Annotated in this window: 15 protein-coding genes; 8 read left to right on the top strand and 7 right to left on the bottom strand. The window is 47.0% G+C overall.

All coding sequences use genetic code 11. The features are described 5' to 3' along the window. Window positions 1–14 precede the first annotated feature (14 nt). Window positions 15–293 carry a transposase gene (locus D570_RS09575; protein WP_245531835.1) on the top strand — a complete coding sequence of 93 codons (279 nt, stop codon included), beginning with the start codon at window positions 15–17 and terminating at the stop codon, window positions 291–293. 266 nt (window positions 294–559) lie between these two features. Here the strand turns inward: D570_RS09575 and D570_RS0101515 are convergent, their stop codons facing one another. From D570_RS0101515 to D570_RS0101490, 5 genes are all read right to left on the bottom strand, one after another. Beyond that, window positions 560–907, bottom strand: a complete 348-nt coding sequence (locus D570_RS0101515) for an addiction module antidote protein (RefSeq protein WP_018142641.1) — start codon at window positions 905–907, stop codon at window positions 560–562. Window positions 908–969: 62 nt separating this feature from the next. Beyond that, on the bottom strand, window positions 970–1,293 hold the full coding sequence (locus D570_RS08155; protein ID WP_245531837.1) for an addiction module antidote protein: 324 nt from the start codon (window positions 1,291–1,293) through the stop codon (window positions 970–972). Between the two features lie 2 nt (window positions 1,294–1,295). Next, window positions 1,296–1,622: a type II toxin-antitoxin system RelE/ParE family toxin gene (locus D570_RS0101505; RefSeq protein ID WP_018142639.1), complete on the bottom strand. Its 327-nt coding sequence runs from the start codon at window positions 1,620–1,622 to the stop codon at window positions 1,296–1,298. A gap of 220 nt (window positions 1,623–1,842) precedes the next feature. Next, on the bottom strand, window positions 1,843–5,715 hold the full coding sequence (locus tag D570_RS08970) for an LPXTG cell wall anchor domain-containing protein (protein ID WP_156812196.1): 3,873 nt from the start codon (window positions 5,713–5,715) through the stop codon (window positions 1,843–1,845). Between the two features lie 754 nt (window positions 5,716–6,469). Beyond that, on the bottom strand, window positions 6,470–8,509 hold the full coding sequence (locus D570_RS0101490; protein ID WP_018142636.1) for an InlB B-repeat-containing protein: 2,040 nt from the start codon (window positions 8,507–8,509) through the stop codon (window positions 6,470–6,472). A 1,001-nt stretch (window positions 8,510–9,510) separates the two neighbouring features. Between D570_RS0101490 and D570_RS0101485 the strand changes: the two genes are divergently transcribed. From D570_RS0101485 to hxlB, 6 genes are all read left to right on the top strand, one after another. Further along, complete coding sequence (locus D570_RS0101485) at window positions 9,511–10,563, top strand: LacI family DNA-binding transcriptional regulator (RefSeq protein ID WP_051067167.1); 1,053 nt, start codon at window positions 9,511–9,513, stop codon at window positions 10,561–10,563. A 215-nt stretch (window positions 10,564–10,778) separates the two neighbouring features. Continuing rightward, a complete protein-coding gene (locus D570_RS0101480) occupies window positions 10,779–12,098 on the top strand; it encodes a hypothetical protein (RefSeq protein ID WP_018142634.1) in 1,320 nt (439 codons plus the stop codon). Window positions 12,099–12,134: 36 nt separating this feature from the next. After that, window positions 12,135–12,881 carry a sugar phosphate isomerase/epimerase family protein gene (locus D570_RS0101475; protein ID WP_018142633.1) on the top strand — a complete coding sequence of 249 codons (747 nt, stop codon included), beginning with the start codon at window positions 12,135–12,137 and terminating at the stop codon, window positions 12,879–12,881. Between the two features lie 47 nt (window positions 12,882–12,928). After that, window positions 12,929–13,903 (top strand): sugar kinase, encoded by a 975-nt coding sequence (locus D570_RS0101470; protein WP_018142632.1) that lies wholly within the window; start codon window positions 12,929–12,931, stop codon window positions 13,901–13,903. Between the two features lie 210 nt (window positions 13,904–14,113). Further along, the gene (locus tag D570_RS0101465) at window positions 14,114–14,734 is read left to right on the top strand and encodes an orotidine 5'-phosphate decarboxylase / HUMPS family protein (protein ID WP_018142631.1); all 621 of its coding nucleotides are present in this window, start codon (window positions 14,114–14,116) and stop codon (window positions 14,732–14,734) included. A 46-nt stretch (window positions 14,735–14,780) separates the two neighbouring features. After that, window positions 14,781–15,326 (top strand): 6-phospho-3-hexuloisomerase, encoded by a 546-nt coding sequence (gene hxlB, locus D570_RS0101460; protein ID WP_018142630.1) that lies wholly within the window; start codon window positions 14,781–14,783, stop codon window positions 15,324–15,326. Window positions 15,327–15,529: 203 nt separating this feature from the next. Here the strand turns inward: hxlB and D570_RS0101455 are convergent, their stop codons facing one another. Next, window positions 15,530–16,678: a glycerate kinase gene (locus D570_RS0101455; RefSeq protein ID WP_018142629.1), complete on the bottom strand. Its 1,149-nt coding sequence runs from the start codon at window positions 16,676–16,678 to the stop codon at window positions 15,530–15,532. A gap of 26 nt (window positions 16,679–16,704) precedes the next feature. Continuing rightward, window positions 16,705–18,021, bottom strand: a complete 1,317-nt coding sequence (locus D570_RS0101450) for a GntP family permease (protein ID WP_026181764.1) — start codon at window positions 18,019–18,021, stop codon at window positions 16,705–16,707. A 128-nt stretch (window positions 18,022–18,149) separates the two neighbouring features. On the opposite strand from D570_RS0101450, the gene D570_RS0101445 reads away from it, so the two are divergent. After that, window positions 18,150–19,352, top strand: a complete 1,203-nt coding sequence (locus D570_RS0101445; protein ID WP_018142627.1) for a CdaR family transcriptional regulator — start codon at window positions 18,150–18,152, stop codon at window positions 19,350–19,352. The last annotated feature ends 114 nt before the right edge of the window (window positions 19,353–19,466 follow it).

The raw sequence follows: 19,466 nt of genomic DNA, 5'->3' as shown, positions 1-19,466 counted from the left end.
CTGGTTGCAAGCAAGTGAAAGCCAAGCTTGCTTTGTCGACAAGGGTCTTTGTTTGTGATAACTGCGGACTTGCTGTGGATCGAGATGTCAATGCCGCTGTGAACCTGAAGAACCTGGTCGCGGAGAGTACCTCCGAGACTCAAAACGCCTGTGGAGATCACATAAGACCTCCTGAGAAGAAAGAGGATCATTCTCTCTTCTCAGGAGGCAATGATCGAAGAAGCAGGAATCGTCGCTTAAACAAGCACGAAGTTACACGAGGAAACTCGTGTATGGAAACTATTTCACATTAGTTTTCAACGGTCGGAACTAACACAAATAAGGTTGTGGTTTACGCAGCGTTGCGTGTATGCATGATTGTGCTTGATGGTGTTGTGGGCTGCGGCTGAACAAACCTTTTGGGTTTGTTCCATGAAATGGGGCCTCACACGTGAGTGTGAGGCGATAGCAGCCTGTGGCCGCCCGTCAAGGGCGGACACTCAATCCCCTATCCTCATCTCTTCCTCGTGGTGTGGGTGTCCTGGTTTGACCAGGACACGGGTGGAGGGTTGGTTGATATTTATGTGTAGGCAAGTTCTTGAGAAGCTGGACGAGATTCTTCCTCGCTTGTCTCCTTGTACTCGGCTGTTTTGCGAAGAGATAGAGATAATCCTAACCCATCGAGAACTCGCATCAGGGTTTCTAAACGAGGGTTACCTGATTCAGAAAGAATGCGGTACAGACTTTCACGTGGAATACCCGTGCGCTCTGCAAGTTTGCTCATACCCTCGGATTTAGCAACATCTCGTAAGGTAAGAGTGAAAAGATGACTGTCATTGCTTTCAAGAAGAGTATCCAACAGGTAGAGCATATCTTCTTCTGTTTTTATCTTGTCAGCGATGGTGAACTTCTTTAATTCGTTTACCATTGTCCATTCTCCTTTAATCGTGCAATGAACAGGTAACCTCGTGGGACTTGTATAAGGTATGTTTATGCGTAAACGAGTTGTTTTGTAGCTTGCTGGGTAGCAGGTTGAGGTTCTGTGTTTGGTTCAAAGTTGATGTGGACGTTGAGTGCTTGGAGAACTTTTATAATTGTTTTAAGACTTGGATTTGCGCCACTCGATAAACTTTTATAGAGGCTTTCTCGGCCTACCCCTGCGCGTCGTGCAAGCTCTGTCATACCCTGCGCTTTAGCGACGGTTTGTAGCCCAACAAGTAACATGTCGGGATCGTTCATCTGCATAATCTCATCGAGATAAGCTGCGATTGCTTCTGGCGATGTAAGATGGCGACTTGGGTCAAACCTTCTCATTGTTACCATTGTCCTTTCTGTTTCATATTTTCTAAAATCTGTGCTGCTTTAGCAATATCTTTTGACTGTGATTTTGATTTTTTATCACCGCCGTTCAGCAGAAGAACCAGTCTGTTTTGTTTTTGCGCAAAATAGACTCTATATGCAGAGGCTCGTTTGAATTGGAAACGTACTTCTGCTACTCCTGTTTCTGATGTTGGTTTGATATCTCCCGAGATAATTCCAGTAACTTCCCAACGTTGAAAGAATGCTTCAATACGGGCTACGCTAGCTTTATCTTTGAGTGAGTCAATCCAATCTGCGTACTCATCAGATTCTATTATTTCCACACAAAAAGTGTATCATATAGGATACACTCGTGTCAATGTAGGTTCTCCTGCTTAATGACCAGAACTGTCAAATCGATGAGGATGTAGCTGATTTTTTGTTTTTGAATTCTGGTTGAGTATTGAGAAAGGGTTGTGCCTCACGATCCTTGCCCGTAGAAGAGAAAGTGAAAAGAGGACAGGACTGTGAGGCACGGAAAGAGAATTCTTTAATAACTATTTTTTATCGTATAATCGTGTCCTCCTTGTCTGCTTTGTGTGCCGCATGGCGGCGGCGTTGCATGGTGAGGGTGATTCCCGCAGCGGTCACTAAGACAGTGAGTGCTGCAAGTCCTGTGATAGCGCTACCCGTTTCGGCTAGTGGCATGGTAGGGATGAGTGCGGCTACACCGTTCCAGTCGTCAGACGCGCTGATTGGAGTATCGAAGCACACATTCGACTCAGAAGACTCAGACTCAGAGTCAGTGTCATTCTTATCTGTGTCGCCGTCTGTTGGTGTGGTTGGTTCCTCATTGTCATCCTTATCCGAGTTGGTATCGGTTGGGGTGTCGAATGGGTGATCGTTCTTGACCACGCATGGCACGATTGGTGTGCCTGTGGTGGTTCCACGGTTGGTGTGGTTGATTCCGCTCATGTTGGTCAGGGTTCCTGTGACTTCGACATAGGCGCCTGGTTTCAAAATGAGGTTGTCCCAGCCTTGAGGATACTGCAGATCGGTTACTTCGCCTGATCCTGCCACGGTTTTATCCGTGAGAGTGATCTTGGTGAGGTCTACCGCGCCTGTGTTGATGATACGGAACACGATAACGGTACCGTTCTTGGTGTTCTTTAACGCGTCTTCTGGCGTGTTACGATCACCTTGTTCAAGGCCTGATTCCTTGTCGTATTTGATCAGCTTGATAGCTGGTGTCTGGTCTGGTGTTTTGGTCCATACGAGGTTGGATTCGCGTTCGACATCGTTCATGGTTTCGATGAACTGGTTTTCTACACGATCCGACACGGCGATACGGGTCATTTGCACGTATCCCGTCCAGCTCAGGTCTGCATCCATAGCTGAGGCGATGTCAAGGAACTTTTGCGTGGCTTCAATGACGAATACGCCATCCTTGTTCGTGAAGGTGAAGTAGCCTGCGTCTACGCCTGAACCATCGATGCGTTGGCCTTGTTTAATAATGACTGTGCCGTTGGCATCAGTGTAATCATTGTTCGCGTAGACTGCCCATTGGCCTGTGACCTGATCATAGGTTTCATCGTAGTTATCGACGATCTTCCAGTTACGAATCTGCTGGTAGGCACGATTCTTGGTGATCTGGCTGGAATCGAGGCGATACAAGAATTGGTGTTCCTTGTAAATACTCTTTCCGTTGGCACTGTCCCCGTTGACGTTCACGGTGACGTCTTTCTTCGGGTTAATCTCCTTCAACGGGTTCGACACCGTGTTCGTCACATCCTTACGATCATTAGTGATCTGAGTTGCAGTATTCTTCACGGTGTATCCGTCAGTGACCTTAGCAACCTTCATAGGCAGCACAATCGTGTAGGTTTGTCCGAGCACATTCTGGTCGATACTTGGCTGGGTTTTTGGATCCAACGCCATTTCGGAATAGGTTTTGAGATCGGTTGGTTGTGGGTCACCCTTCAAGACTGTATCCAAGTATTCGGTGTCTACGGTCTTGAAGAACACGTAGGCGATACCATCTTTGACTTGAATGTTGAACTTGTCGGTTACATCCTGGCCGTTGTGGTCGAGTACTTCAATCTCGTTTTCTATAAGGTTCAAGTATTCGTCGTCGTAATCATCAACCATGCCGAGGCGTTGTACCTTGTAGGCAGTATCGGTGAGCTTTGCGGCGTCCAGGGTGAGGCGATAGTAGATCGGGTCTCCATAGTAGACGGTCTTGCCATCAATGGTGATGCCTGCCTTGGTTTCGTCCGACTTGACTGGGTGAGGATCAGCTGGCTGGTTCGTTACCTTGTTGGATGGGACCAGTTCGTTGTTGATCTTTAATACCCATTCATTATCAATGGCTACCTTTGGTGCATCCTTGTTCACGGTTCCCTCGAAGCGTAGCTGGAAACGATACAGTTCGCCTGCCTTGAAGGTTTTGGCAATGTAATCATTCTTGAACACGACAGTGAAGGTATGCTTCTTCTTATCGTGGCTCAAGGTCCAGTTCTTCTTCGAGACTTGTACACCATTCTTCAAGTCCGTGATTTCCACGGTTTGAAGGTCTGGTGTCAGGTTCTTGTCATAGGTGTCCGTGAGTTGTACAGAGGTGATCTGTTCAGTCAGGGTTGGAATCGTGTCTTGTGAGGTGAGGGTGTATTCCACTTTTTGGCCTGGGAACACGATCTTACCGTTAATGTCTTCTTGGTCGCCACCTTGGGAGGATTCGCCAATGACTTTCTTTGGTGTTGGTGGTACCCAACCACAAATGTGTGGTTCGTTGGTTGCTACCCTACTGTCGTTAATGGTTTGAGCACCCGCATTCAGTAATGCTGTTCCCTTATCAGGAGCGCCCTGAGGGGTGACGCAGAACTTGACACTATCGTTAGCGGTTTTACCCGCATCTGTACGGACTTGTGCTGCACCGTTGCCGTCGGCTTTAGGTATAACAACCTTGTATTGATTCAAGTTTGAATCAGTTGAATCTACATATCGCGAATTGATATACCGCTTATTTCTTTTTTTATTATAAATCCCGTAAACACATACATCATCAGCTTCGGGTGAACCGTGGAAACATTCAAAACTCAAAACGTTGCTCGACATACGCCTTTCGTGTCCAGAGTACTGCTCATAATCTTCAACAAGATTATTGATATCGAACTTACTGGCTACAAAACCCAAATCTTTGAAAGAAGAAGTACGAACATAAGGTAATACTTTCTTCAAAACATTGTTCATCTCGGGATAAATAGTAAAAACTTCAATAGCGCCAAAATCCTTCTTCTCATCCCAATATGTAATTACAACTCCGCCCTTAATCTCGGTATTTGGGAAAATCTTACTTCCATCAGGCTCGTATTCAACCACCTTCAGATGCTCATCATTGAGCATTTTCTGATTCCATTCCTTTGGTGTACGACCCGCATTGAACAGGAACCTCGCAGGAGTAATAAGCTCGATAACATCTGAAACCCCTTGGCAACCATCAATGAATTGATGATAAATCGGTAAGGCAGTTTTACTCGTTCCTTTTCGATCTTCCTGATAAGGTGGATTGCCTATAACAAAATCGAACTTCATCTTTGCCCATCCTTTAGCAATATCCCTAAACTCAAGTTCTTTATCATTCGCCCAATCGTATATCCTAGAAAAAACGTTCTCATATTGCTCAATCGTAGGCTCATCTGTATCCATATCACACAAATCCCACAAGGTGGACTGATCGAAAGTTTCCCCCAATGCCTTGAAGGGGACACAGTAGTTCAAACCATCCATCTGCCAAAAGTTCTTAATGATTATTTTGGCTAAGGTCTTCAACTCAAGCTTCTGGAGAGGCTTATAACCAGCGTCCTCTATAGCTTCTTCAATACTTTTGAGGATATTGAGTCTAGCGATAAACAAATTATCACCTTGATACTCATAGCCATACACAGACTTCAAAGAGACAGTTGCCCACTTTTTCCATGAATCTCTGCGGTCTGTAATCTTTTTGACCAAACGCAGTTTACGGTCAAGGATGCCTATGCGTTCAGGAACTGGAATGTACGAACCATCAGACGCATCGTAGCGATTCACAATGAACGGAGCCTCACCACAAGTGATTTCAAGACGAGTTGACTTGATATAGCAGCGAATCTCTTTGACATCAGTTAGATTGCCCCAACCATTCTCTGAATCAGCTTCATCAATCATCAGCTTGCACATCCAAGTTGGAGTAAAAACCTCAGCAAAACTTCGGGTTAAAGATGCTTGCTCCTCTGTGGCTTTTTCGGCTCTGGTCTTGATGACGCCCAAATGATTTCCAGTAATGAGCTTGGATTCAATCTGGTTCTCAGGCTCATACCCATAACCGTTCGCACCGTAAGCAGAAGTAGCCCATACAATATTTTTTTCAGTAGAAATATCAGACAACAAGATATCAAGCACACCAAGACTGGCATATCGTTTGATATCCTCTGATAAATCTACTTGTATGTTGGTGTTTTCAGGCAATGACCCGCTAACCTTTCCTTTTTTGATTCAAAAATGAATAGCCTTCTCATTATCTCACGAGTAAGACGACACGCATCCTTCGCATCGTCCAAACCCTAGAACGCTTCACTCCATCGGTGGTTCTTCTACAAAATCAGGCTATCGTGTCATGCCTAACACATATAGCGAAAAAGCAAATGCTTATTGTGATGCCTACTCCTACAACGCCCATGATGAGCAACGCAGCAGCCATGATCTTCCAGACTTGTCTCCTCGCTGAAGAGATCCGTCTCCTACTCAATGCGCCAAACAAAGCAATCAAAATCGGGAATGGTAAACAGAAAACGTTTACCAGAGGAATAATCAAGGTTATGTAAAGCCTTTACAACGAGGAAAACTGCACGTTACCGTAGAAGGTGGCAAATTGCTTGGCGTAGGATGCGCTGCCCCCCCCCTATAATTTAGATTCCTTCACGAGTAATGAAACAAACACATATTTTGGTCAAGCTCTTGCTGTTGTGCAAGCATTGTCTGAAGATGATATGAAAAGTCAGGATACTTCTTTGAAGATACATGTAAGTGATGGGCAGCATTCCACGAGTGTGGTTATTCCACTTAGTATTGCATGATTTTTCTTGTGATGGGTATAAAAGTGGTGCAGTATTCGTTAAAATACTGCACCACTTTTATACCCATTTTTTAAAAAATGTTATGACAATGTGCTGTCGATATCGGTATCTGATGTACTATCTTCAGGCGTATCGGCACCATTATTATCGCTTTGACGGCGACGCAAGAACAGGACAAGGGTAATCCCTGCCACAAGCAAGATTCCAGCAATCACTGCAAATCCAGCTACAGCAGCACCTGTATGCGCCAAGTTGTGACTCTGAGATTGTGCACCCTGTTCAGCAGTAGGGATATAAACAGTACTGTTTACCTCATTCTTTTCCCACAATGCATACAAAGTGATATCGCTGGTGATATTGCTTAAATCGCTAGACGGAGCATAAAATGTACCAGATCCGTCAGCTTGCGTGTTCCATCCCTTGAAGCTGTAACCATCGCGAGAAAATGCGTTGCCATCAGAAAGAGTGACCTGGCCTGGGTGATCAATTGTATAGGATACAGTCTGACTGTCAATGCTCCCCTTGCCGCCGTTATTGTTATAAGAAACGGTTGCCGAGTATTCAGGAGGGCAAGATGCATTCTTAGAAGCGCTGATATAAACCTGAGTTTGTGCGGTTGTAGAGACACTTGACCGTTCACCTGTTTTCTCATCAGCATTCCAGTAGCGATAGGTGACAGTGTACTTTCCTGGCTTGGAAGTATCAATATTAGCCACGGTTTCCCCGGATGCATCGGTGTATGTCACATCGATGAGTTTACTTTGAGTAGAATCATGCAATGGGGCGCGTACTTCATCTTTATTGTACGGGTGTACCCAATAAAGGCCATCATCTGGATTAAATGTATCACCTACAGTTAAGCAAATATTGGAAGCAGCTGAAATATAGTGCCATAATTCGATGTAGAAAAGATTCTCCGGTAAGGTTTTATCTTCATCATTAACACCATGGATAACGAGACCAGAAGAGTCAGTAGTATAGGTGTAAAACTCGGTATACATTCCATTAGTAGACCAACCTGTACCATCAAACGCTTTCTTCACCTTATCGAGCTTGATGCGATATGAGCCATTGCGGTTATAAGCCATCTTGTTCTGCGCAAACATTTGTGTCAAAGGTGTATACGTCGATTCGTTGCTGTTCTTATATGAAACATCTGTATAATCTAAGCCCACAACGTCATTACTAATTTGTGGCACATCAGTATAAGTGTAATCCAGACTTGTAGAGTGAGAAATCTGATTATTCACTGTATAAATGTAATTAATACTATTATGCGTTACACCTTCATAGTCCGACTTATACGGCGCATACAAAGTCCATTCATGAGCGTAAGGAAGAGAATCAGTACGAGCAAAACGCAAGGAAGCGGTAGTCAAATCGGTATTGGTGTAGAGCCCCCACGGAGTAATTCCGTATCCGCCAACATTTTCAGAGAACTGAACAGGAGCAGTTGTACGTGTCAAATCGAGAGAATCGGCATTGGTCAGCACATAAGGCAAAGTAATAGTGAGCTTTTGTCCTGCACTTAATGGTCCGTGGACATACATAAAGTACACATCATTCATAGAGTACTTTTGTTCATAGTCGGTTTGAGAGAAGTATTTTCCTGGGACACTCTTATGCGAATATTGTGTTTTTGCTTGAACTTGCTGTGCATTTACTCCACTAAACTGCGGAGCTTGAGACATCTGGACTTGTGGTCCCGATGAGGAAGAACCTGCTGCACCAGGAACCATTAAATCGTAATTCATATTTGCTACATCTTTGGATGCAGTAATTTCTACGACAGCATTAAAATGGTATGCACCATTACTATCCGGCGTGAGCTTATCAAGATTTACCACGGAGTCGTGTACAGCAGGGTTATTGGTAGATAAATTGGATTTCACAGTACTGTTAGTGTCATCTGTTGCAGTGAAATACAAGGTATGTTCAAAGCTTATACCTTCTTGAGATGTAGTAGTTGTAGCAGAATCATTAGTGACAGATCCATTATTCATTGCGGTGTCATAAGCTGCAAAAGCTGGGAAGGTCTGCGCAGTTATGCTTATAACAAAAATAGCTACTAGAAAACTAATAAGAATTGAACGAACTTTAACAATAGAAGATTTCTTCATGTTAGAACTTTCACCTTGCTAAGAATTTATCATTTTTCTTCATCAGAGACTATATCATTCTCGATAGAAATAAAAGGAAGTCATATCTTGCTCGTTATGACTTATGAGTCATCCCATATGCACATGTATCAAAAAGTATGCACGTCTATGAGTTATCATTCATCAAGATTTTACTTTACGATAGATGAACTCTTTTCTAATCTTCAGCAAATCTCTTCTAATATGCTCTCGAACTACACCTTTAATTTTCCGTTTTATCGATAAATTCTTACCAAGAAAGTTATCCTACCGCCCACTGTGCGCTATAAAAGCACGATTATCGTAAAACTTCTAAGAAAGATTCGATTCATCTTACATCGATTTTTATGCGTGAATTCTTCTGCGCAAAAGAATTCCACAGTAGACACAATGAATAATGCCACTATAGCCGAATGTAGGGTATATCACGGAGATAAGAGTTTAAAAAAACCAGAGAAATTTAAGCTATTCCGCTAGGACAAGTAAGCCAAAGACAAAGAAAATAAACTTTTTCTCATCGTCTTTCTTAAAGCGTTTTCCACTACTAGAGCAAGGTAAACAAATGGTAGAAATGAGCATAAACGTAAATGTACATTGAAATAATGCATATAAAACGCGGCAGAGAAACAAGCACTTAGGAAGCACACTTTAGTTTTAAAATTTTTATACAAACATACAGATTCACAGTGAAGTACGGGCACTATTTATCAATCTTACATTTCTCCAAAAACGCTACATGGACTAAAACTGCTATAATCCTGTTACAGTAAATCTATAATTAGAAGATAAATATATTCGATGGATTTTGACAAAGAAAGAGCTTGGAGAATCTCATTGATGCGCTATAGGGCTATTATTTCCTACGAGCCATACGCCTTCACAATTCTACGCTCAGGACCCATCTATTATTTATTTCACCGCATCGTAGAAGCAGAAAAGTCGTGAACGCTCTCCAATCTAACACTTCTGAACCTAACCATCCTATGGATACACCGCAAACACATTCCAAATTTCGTACTAAAACCGGCAAAGTTAGCATGAATGATGTGGCGCGAGCTGCGGGAGTATCCAAGACTACGATTTCGCGTTTTCTCCACGGCGAATACGGCTACATGTCTGACCAGACGAAAAATCGCATTCAAAACATCATCCACGAGCTTGGCTACCGCCCAAATCGCATGGCACAAGGGCTTAAGTCTCAGACTAGCAAAATGCTCGGCGTGGCAATTTCTAATATTGGAAATCCTTTCAGCTCTCAGCTCCTTAAAGGAATTCAGCAAACCACTCGAGCTCACGGCGTCCAACTGCTTGTCAGTGATTCCGATGATAATCCAGCGATTGAGCGTTCAAATATTGAGTCCCTCTTGGATGTGCAGGTGGACGGTTTGATTATCAACACCGTTGGAAATAACGATGAGTACATCCAAAACTATCTTACCGATCCACACCATAAGCCTGTGGTTTTGCTTGATCGTTTCATAGAAAACACTTCAAAAGCGTGCAATACTGTGGTCAGCGATAATCACCGTGGCGTTATGGATATGATGCAACATCTTACAGAACAGGGTTTTGATCTCATAGTTTTCGTCACTCAGCCTTACGCAGGCATTTCCACACGTTTCACCCGCGTGGAAGCCTTTCAAGAGGCCCTGCACAGGTATGACATCACCGGTGAAGTGCTTGTCTATCACAACGACTTGGACCAGTTGCATGACGATATCGAGCGCATTATTCACACCTACCAGGGGCATAAAATCTGCATTTTTGCGAATAATGATGAAGCCGTGCGCGATGTAATGGTAGCGTATCCGCTCATGAAAGACGACAAATTTGGTTTGTGTGCCTTCGCTCAGGAGACATGGGCACGTTTTAGCGGTCGCGGCATTACCTGTCTCGATCAAAGCCCTATCGACATGGGTGCGCAGGCGACCGAATTGCTGTGCGAGCGTATATATAACAATACATCGAGCGATTTTCAGTATATTGAAGTGCCCGTAAAGTTATTTAAATTGCCTTCGACCCTAGAGGTGCGTTAATTCGGGTTTTGGAGCCATTATTGGCGTTCGTCACGAATTTTCCCTTTGAATTACTTTTATTAATAATCTGCATTACCCCCCCTGCGACACGCCGTGTTTACCGGTACACAAACTTCGTGATACCTTGTTGTGTACCGGTTTCGTTAATCGGTACACTTTTGTAATTTGTAATGGTAAGATTGCACAAAGCATTCTGTGAGCTCGAGGGAGAGCAAATGATTCTTTGGGTTATGGGTTTACTGCTGGTTGTATCCTTTGGATGTTTCATCGTATACGCAATGCGCGGCGGTAATTTAACTATTGGTTTCTTTATCCTGACGTTAGTGTGGACGGCAGTTTATTTCTTAGGCATTCCTTTTGGCGTGGGCGAACCGTTTGACGTCGTTCAAGAAACCTTTGCCGAGCCAGCCTTAACATACGGTTCTACAATCGTTCAGATTATCTGTGGCGCTTGGTTCGGTCGCGTTTTGGTAGATACCGGCATCGCTGCCTCTATTTCCTATCGCACCGCAAAGATTGGTGAGAAGAATCCTATTCTCGCAACTATCGCAGTAGCCTTGGTGACCTGCTTAATCTTCACCAGTGCTTATGGCGTAGGTTCTGCAATTGCTGTGGGTGTTATTCTTTTCCCAATCATGGGTCGTATCGGCGTTCCAAAGCATATTGCCGTGCCGGTTTTCACCTTGTCTATCGGCGCAGCTATGTGGATCAACAGCGTGCTTTTCGTACAGTTCGCCGCCTTCTATCAGGGCTACAATTCTCCAGACGGACAAGTGGTCGAATGGGGCAACCACTATCTGCGCTTCGGCATTTCCGCACTCGTTATCCAGATGATTGCCGTCATTATCTTTATTTTGCTCAATTCCAAGGCTATTAAAAACGGCCAGCCATACGAGCTCGAAGGCAGTGACGAGCAGGACATTCCACAGGTTCCAATCTGGACCTACATCCTTCCTATCGTTCCTGTAGCCCTGAGCATTCTCTTCCACTGGGATTCCGTACCAGCTCTCTTCCTCGCCAGTTTGATTGCTTTCTGGGGTACTGGCCACATGCGCACTTACAAGGGCTTCGTGTCTATCCTCAACAGCAGCGCGAAGACCGCTATCGGTGATATCGGAAGCCTGATCATCATGCTGCTCGTTCTGCGCTTCTTCCAGCACGCAGCCGTTACCGTTATGGCTGATTTTGGCCCGGCGTTGACCTCCATCGTGCCAAACAACGAAATGATTCTCGCCATCGCCGTGTGCATCCTCGCACCACTCGCACTCTTCCGAGGACCGTTGGAATTGTACGGCGCAGGCTCTGCCGTCATCAGCATCCTCATGGGCATGGGCGTTTTCAACGCATGGTTCCTCTTCGCATTGCTCGTAGTACCATCCATGACCTGCATTTCGGCTTGCGTCACCCAATCCTGGAACATGTGGGCCGTGGAATACGTAGGCGTGCAGCCACAAAAGTTCCTCAAAACCGGCGTTCCTGTGTACTGGATTGCAACCGTACCAATTATGGCAGCTGCAGCTCTTTTGTTGTTCTAGTTATTGTTCTCGTTTTTCAACGTAAAGGATTTTCTCATGAAGAATATCGGCATTAATACTTTGGTGTATATGACTGAATTGCAAGCAGGCGTCGCGCAGTCTTCATTACTGGCTCGTATCGCAGATCAGGGCATCCACTTGGCTCAGGTACGTCGCGAGTACATTACCGACGCTCAAGAACTAACCGCCATCAGGGATGTTGCACGTGCACTTAATATGACACTGTATTATTCCGTGCCGGAATCCATCGTCATCAAAGATGCTCCTCATCCAGATTTCGAGCTCTTCCTTCAGGAGGCTCAGACTATGGGCATCGTGGATGCAAAGTTCAATCAAGGCGACATCGACACAGCTTCGGCTGAAACTTTGGCCCTGCTGGACAAGCTGGCTGCACAATACGATGTGACGCTGTCCATCGAAAATGACCAAACTAATAAGAACGGCACGATGGATTGCACGCGTGCTTCGCTCAAAAACATCGCAGACAATGCCAGTGCTATCGGCTACACCTTCGATTTGGGTAATTGGTTCTGGCAAAATGGCGAGCCTGAGCAGGCTTTCGAGGAATTAAAGAATTCCATCACCATTTTCCATATCAAGAATATCCAAGGCAGCTTCGCAGAGCAGGATCTGCATACAGTCATGCTGGAGGACGGTCGTATTAATTGGAAGCCAATGATGTCCGCACTGGGTGACGATGTGCCTGTGTTTATTGAATATCCAATTAGTGATGATCAGACCATCAGCACGGAAATTGCTCTCGTGCAAGAGGCAGCCAAGTAATTACGACAATTTCAAGGTTTTACGGTTTATAAAGGATTAGATTTCACATGGTAGAAGTAATGACAATCGGCGAACCAATGGTTAATCTTATCGCCGATTCACCAGAAACATATATGGAGGCTCGCACTCTTCCTCGCCAGATGGCAGGAGCTGAGTTTAATGTAGCCATCGGCGTCGCTCGTCTCAACCACAGCATTGAGTACGTCACCACTCTGGGCAATGATTGGCAGGGCGATCTCATCATTGATTACATGAACAACAGCGGCATTGCCACGGATCATATCCAGCGCAGCTCTCATGCGGCTACTGGATACCAGTTGAAGGTGAAGTCTCCTACCGGCGATCCTAAGGTTATCTATTTCCGCTCGGGTTCTGCCGCTTCCCAAACTTCGAAGGAAATCGTAGAATCCTTGGACTTTGAGGGTGTCAAGATCCTCCACGTCACCGGTATTTTCTGCGCTTTGACGCCAAATACCTACGACACCGTGGTGGAGCTCATCAAGAAGGCTCGTGAGCATCATGTGCTGATCAGTTTTGACCCAAATCCGCGCCCGACCTTGTGGATCAGCCAGGAAGAGATGATTGAGGCCACACACCGCATCGCACAGCTTTCTGATTTGTTTATGCCCGGTTTGGAGGAAGCTCAGCTCTTTAGCGGTCTGAACTCCCCAGATGAAATTGCTGAGTTCTACCTCGGCATGGGCATCCAGACCATCATCATTAAGCTTGGCGACCAGGGCTCAGCTCTGTATGAAAAGACTGAAGACGGTTCGGTCAAGAAGGTTGTCGTACCTAGCTTCCAAGTCGAAGTCGTGGATACCGTAGGCGCGGGCGACGGCTTCGCAGCGGGCGTAATTACTGGCTTGCTCGAGAATCTTTCCGAAGAAAAGGTCCTAGAGCGCGCGAACGCCATCGGAGCACTACAGGTAACGAATATTTCGGATTCCGAAGGATTGCCTCGACCTGAGCAGCTACAGGAATTTATCGAAAATTCTGAACGCAAAACTGTAACGCTTTCCTAATGTGAAAACTGGGCATCATGCTGATTCCTGCTGATTCTAAAGAATTCCTGCGCGATGCCCTTTGCCCCGTAACGGTAACGCCAAAACGACAACTTGTGGCAAGAAAACGGCACGGTTCTCTCTAAACACGCTTTGCTGGGTTTGCAGAGTTTTCTGGGTTTGCTGAGTTTGATGTTTTGTGGAGTAATCCACCATAATTTAAGGAGATATATGAAATTACAAGTTGCTATCGATCGCGTTTCTCTCGATCGTGCTGAGGAAATGATTGAGAAACTCAACGGGCACGCCGATATCATTGAGGTCGGTACTTCTCTCGTCAAGGAATTTGGTATCTCACAACTTAATAATCTCGTGAAGGCAAGCAGCTCCTCCGAAATTCTTGCCGACATGAAGGTGAGCGATGAGGGTGCTTACGAGGCTGAGCTCGCCTGCTCGACTGGTTTCGCATATTTCACAGCCATGGCTTCAGCATCTCATAGCACCTTAGAAGCCTGCTACGACGTGGCACGCAAGCACAGCGCTACCTTAATGCTCGACCTGCTGGAATGCGATGACGAGCGCATTGCTCAGATGAGCGATTTTGAAAACGCGGTGTATTGCCTCCACACCTCCGTGGACTCCGGAGACACCACCAATCCTGCCCAGCAGGTTCGCGCTTTCAAGGCACGCTTCCCACAGATTCAGCACATCGCAATTGCAGGCGGCATCAAGCCGGAGCACGTGGCGGATCTCAGCGCCGAAGGCGTGGAAATCGTGGTCATGGGATCGGCCATTACCAAGGCAGATGACATCGCGCAGGCTTGTGCTGATTGCAAGCAATTGATGCACTAAGCGATTGCATTACTAAATTTTTCAACAACACAGAAGGATGATAATAATGACAGAACGCATTATTGATACCGTTTTAGAAGAAATTTCAGGCGTTATTGCACGCATGGACGAGCAGGACATCACCAATGCACGCGATATTATCACGCGCGGCACTCGCGTGTACGCAGCGGGTGAGGGACGCTCCGGATTCCAGGCACGCAGCTTCGCTATGCGCATGATGCACATCGGCTATACCAGCTACATGATGGGCGAAACCATTTGCCCATCCATGCACGAAGGCGATGTATTGCTTGCCATCTCCGGCTCCGGCACCACCCGTCGCACTGTCGAAGATGCCGAGGCCGCACAGAAGCTCGGCGTGAAAGTCATCGCTGTTACTTCTAAGCCAGAGTCTCCCCTGGCTCAGACAGCCGATGCCGTCATCACGGTGCCTGGTCGCGTCAAGGGCGAGGCAGGTGGCTCCGTCCAGCTCTTGAGCTCACTCTTCGACCAGAGTGTGCACATTGCTTTGGACGTACTCTGCTTGATGATCTCGCGTCGCGATAACGTATCCGATAGCCAGGCTCAGGCCGCTCACGCCAACGTAGAGTAAAAACGTCGAGAAAACTGAGTGCGCGTAAAAACTCATAACTAAACTCGTTTCGAAGAATCACATACTCACCGCACGGCATGTAAGTCTTCGAAACTCTCCATAAACTTTCTTCCATTACCCAAGAACCGTGGATCCTGAAATATTCGGGTCCACGGTTCTTGGGTTTATTGGGGAAAGAGTGCACTCTATGTGGATAGGAAAGCCTAGTCCAACTTCTGCTGGGCCACCACCAGACGTACCACGTTTTCAGCCGTGCGTGACAGATTCGCACTCGCCTGCTCGATGGCATCTTGCATAGTCGCTACGCCCGGCATAATGCCAAAAATCGCGTCAATACCCAGATCATACAGGCATTCGATGCCCTGCCCCACGTTGCCTGCGATGGCAACCACACAACTTTGCGGTGCCACACTTTTCACCGCTTGAGCCGTGCCCAGCGGCGTTTTGCCAAATTGCGTTTGATAGTCAATTCCACCTTCACCTGTGATACACAGCTGCGCATCCACCGCCTTGTCCTTAAGCTTGGTGGCTTCTACAACGATTTCAATGCCCGGTCTCATCACAGCATGAGTAAAGGCAAGAAATCCTGCCCCCAGGCCACCAGCTGCACCAGCTCCCGGCACATCGCGCACATCACGTCCGAGCTGGTCGTGAATGAGCTTGGAGTAATGGATGAGCGCATCATCGAGTTGCTCCACCATATGCGGGTTGGCACCCTTCTGCGGTCCAAACACAGCCGAAGCGCCCCGTAAACCCGTCAATGGATTGGTCACATCAGAGGCAAGAATAATTTCCACCTTTTCCAGTCGCGGATCGAGGTTTGTACAGTCGATGGAGTCTAACTTCAGCAAGGCCGCTCCGCCAAAATCCAGCTCCTGACCATTGATATCCTCTAGGCTGGCACCCAACGCCTGCGCCATGCCCGCTCCACCGTCATTCGTTGCCGAGCCGCCCAAGCCTACGATAATTTTTCTCACGCCTTTATCTAAGGCATCCTTTACGAGCTGCCCTGTGCCATACGTAGTGGTAATGAGAGGATTTTTCGTCTCCGCATCGACGAATTGGATACCCGAAGCTGCCGCCATTTCGATCACAGCAGTCGTACCATCTCCCAAGATGCCATAATCCGCTTCGACCTGCTGCCCCAAAGGATTGAGCACAGGCACGGTGACGAGGCGCCCGCCCGTGGCATCGACAAGCGAACGCACGGTCCCCTCCCCGCCATCGGCCATCGGCACTTTGACAATGTCCGCATCGGAAATAACCTTGCGAATACCCACTTCAATGGCATCGGCTGCCTCTTGTGCCGTTAGACTTCCCTTAAACGAATCTGGAGCTACGATGATTTTCATAATCGTCTACTTTCCGTGGAAAAGAATTACAGAATGATATACATGAGTGTGGCCACGATGGTCATCGTCAAGCCCACCAGAGCCTCATACGGCACAACGCTCAGACGCTCTTTGAGATCCATATGCATGGCATTGCCCGTGACATGGAAGTAATTTCCTTGCGGCAAAGCATCGATAACTGTAGCGCCTGCCTGCATAGTAACAGCTGCAGCTAAACGGCTGACACCGAAGGAAAGAATGGACGATCCAAAGGCCTGCGATCCCAAAATCACACCGGTGGAGGTGGATGCTGTGGCTGCCGCCATCAAAATACCAGAAATTGGTGCCAGCAACGTGCCCGGAACGCCCATGGAATTGATGAGATTGACAATTTGCTGCGGCAAATCAGAGTGTGTAATCAAGGAACCGACCGCACCTGCACCAATCAGAATGAGCACCACATCCACCATGCGATTGAGACCAGCCTTGGAATACTCAAGGACGTGACGGATCTGCCCCATGGCTAGCAGACCCACAATGGCTGCAAAAGGCAGGATATACATGGCATCGACTTGGAATTGCGTCAGCAATTCGATATGCAGCATGGAACCCAGCGGATTGATGAGCAGCAGAACCACGGCGACCACAGGAGCCACAAATGACGTGGCTAGGGATGGAAGTTTTTTATCGGAGCTCTCGGTAGTATTCGATTTCTCATCGATATCTGTCACAGCCACGAGTCGTCCGCGATTTTTCATCAGACTGGCGAGCAACACAGCCATAAGCAGGCCACAAAGGGCTGGGATAAAGCTGGCAACCATAACCTGAGAGGGTTGAATAAGCTCACTTTGAGAGCTAAAGCCGGAGGCCGCAGCAATGGTGTTTGGATTTGGCGAAATAATATTCCCCGCCTTACCGCCACCCGACAGCGCAATCAGCAGAGCAAGCTTGGAAATACCCATGCGGTTTCCCACTTCCAGCGCGATAGGTGCCACAATCAGCACAGCGACAGGAATGAATACACCTACCGCGCAAATGATCATCGTGGCGAGCGCGAGGGAGAAAATGGCGAGCCTTTCGCCAAGTTTGGTGACGATGGCGCGGGCTATTTGGTCTGCTGCTCCGGATTCCATCATGACGCCCGCGAGGACCCCTGCGGCAAGGACGCGGATGATAGTGCCCATGACGCTTTGTCCGCCGGAGACAACGATGTCTATGGTGCCGGAGAATCCTGCGCCGCCGATGAGGCAACCTACGATTGTTCCAAGTAACAAGGAGTAGGTTGGATTGAGTTTTAGCAGTATGAGTGCGATAGCGAGGGCTAGTCCTATGAGTGCGGCCCACCACATGAGTGTTATAGTCATGTTTCCTCCTGAGACGTCGTTGAATCAGTTTCTTTATTATGTCAATTTTGTGCGGTGTCCTGCTATGGTATAGGGGCGCATTTTGTGGATTGTTTTGGCATGATTATTGGTACGTGTACCATGGTTATATGGTTCAAGTGATTCAGGTTGCGTTGGCGCAGCGGATTGTGCGTGAGATTTCTGAGGCGACGGGGCATAATATTAATTTTTTTGGTATCGATGGGGTGTGCATTGCGAGCACCGATGCGCAGCGTATTGGGCATTTTCATGAGGCGGCTTTTCTTGCGGCTCGTGATCGCAAGACGGTAAGTGTGCGCAATAATCACGAGTTTCAAGGGGCGCGGAGCGGTATTAATATTCCGGTGAGCATCGATGGTGAGATTGCGGCTGTGGTGGGGATTTCGGGAAATAGTCGTGATGTGGCGCCGTTTGGTCATGTGTTGATTAAGATGACGGAGATTTTGGTGCGTGAAAGCCGTCAGCAAGAACGGTATTTTGATCGTCGGTTGTCGATGGCACATTTGATGGATTCGTTGTGTAATGCTGATTTTGTGGATGCTACTCGTTCGGGAGCTGTGTCTTGGTCAGGGGTTTTTCCTGCAGATATTCAGGCGCAGGCAGATTCGCTGGGTGTTGATCTTAATCAGGCGTATTCCTGCATGGTGGTGCTCGGCGTGCCGGATCGGCAGTTGGGTGCCGATGCAGGCAGTTCTCGTTTTTATTTTGTGGAGTCGGTGTTGTCTCGGCTTTTCCCAGCTTATTTTTTGACTTTGAATCATGACCGTTTAACTGTTTTTGTGCCTACTGCGTATCTTGAAACTGAGAAGGCTCAGGAGTTCTTGCGCGAGTTGAGTGCTCATTTTTCGCAGGATTTGCATTGTGGTGTCAGCCAGGTGCCAGACATGAGTGCGGATGCTGTGGATATAGGGAGCACAGTGGCATCACAATTTTCTTCGTTGTATACGCAGACCCTGACTACGGCTCAGTGGGCGCGGATGCAAGGCCTAGCGGAGCCGTGTTTTTTTCAGGCTGAGCCTATCGCTTGTTTATTGGAATCCACATCTGCAGATACGCAACGCAGTTTTGCACATCAGGTGCTCGGGTCCTTAACCCCGACTCAGTTGGATACAGCACGAGAGACGTTCCAGGCATTTGTACGCGCTAATGGCAGTATCTCTCATATAGCGAGCGCGTTGGGTGTGCATAAGAATACGGTGCAGAATCGTTTGAATCGGGTGGCGCGGTGGACGGGTTTTAATCCTCGCGAGGTGGGTGATTGTGCGGTGTTGTTTGTGGCTTTTGTGTTTCGCGATTTTGTGGAGGCGGATTAAACGTTTGGCTACTGTGTGTGGGTAGCGGGTGTGGGTGCTGTGTATGTGGCAGGCTCCTGCTGTATGTGGGTGCTGGAGCCTGTGGTGTGTTGTTTTTGGTTGCGTGGTTGGGCG

Source organism: Alloscardovia criceti DSM 17774 (genome assembly GCF_000376885.1).
GTDB lineage: Bacteria > Actinomycetota > Actinomycetes > Actinomycetales > Bifidobacteriaceae > Alloscardovia > Alloscardovia criceti.
This window is presented reverse-complemented; position numbering and strand designations above follow the sequence as displayed.

Bases quoted from the DNA above. Each gene is read 5' to 3' on its own strand.
- D570_RS0101470 (WP_018142632.1), top strand. From the start codon at position 12,929: ATGGTAGAAGTAATGACAATCGGCGAACCAATGGTTAATCTTATCGCC.
- D570_RS08155 (WP_245531837.1), bottom strand. From the start codon at position 1,293: ATGAGAAGGTTTGACCCAAGTCGCCATCTTACATCGCCAGAAGCAATC.
- D570_RS0101450 (WP_026181764.1), bottom strand. From the start codon at position 18,021: ATGACTATAACACTCATGTGGTGGGCCGCACTCATAGGACTAGCCCTC.
- D570_RS0101465 (WP_018142631.1), top strand. From the start codon at position 14,114: ATGAAATTACAAGTTGCTATCGATCGCGTTTCTCTCGATCGTGCTGAG.
- D570_RS0101515 (WP_018142641.1), bottom strand. From the start codon at position 907: ATGGTAAACGAATTAAAGAAGTTCACCATCGCTGACAAGATAAAAACA.
- D570_RS0101455 (WP_018142629.1), bottom strand. From the start codon at position 16,678: ATGAAAATCATCGTAGCTCCAGATTCGTTTAAGGGAAGTCTAACGGCA.
- D570_RS0101490 (WP_018142636.1), bottom strand. From the start codon at position 8,509: ATGAAGAAATCTTCTATTGTTAAAGTTCGTTCAATTCTTATTAGTTTT.
- hxlB (WP_018142630.1), top strand. From the start codon at position 14,781: ATGACAGAACGCATTATTGATACCGTTTTAGAAGAAATTTCAGGCGTT.
- D570_RS0101475 (WP_018142633.1), top strand. From the start codon at position 12,135: ATGAAGAATATCGGCATTAATACTTTGGTGTATATGACTGAATTGCAA.
- D570_RS0101485 (WP_051067167.1), top strand. From the start codon at position 9,511: ATGGATACACCGCAAACACATTCCAAATTTCGTACTAAAACCGGCAAA.
- D570_RS0101445 (WP_018142627.1), top strand. From the start codon at position 18,150: ATGGTTCAAGTGATTCAGGTTGCGTTGGCGCAGCGGATTGTGCGTGAG.
- D570_RS0101480 (WP_018142634.1), top strand. From the start codon at position 10,779: ATGATTCTTTGGGTTATGGGTTTACTGCTGGTTGTATCCTTTGGATGT.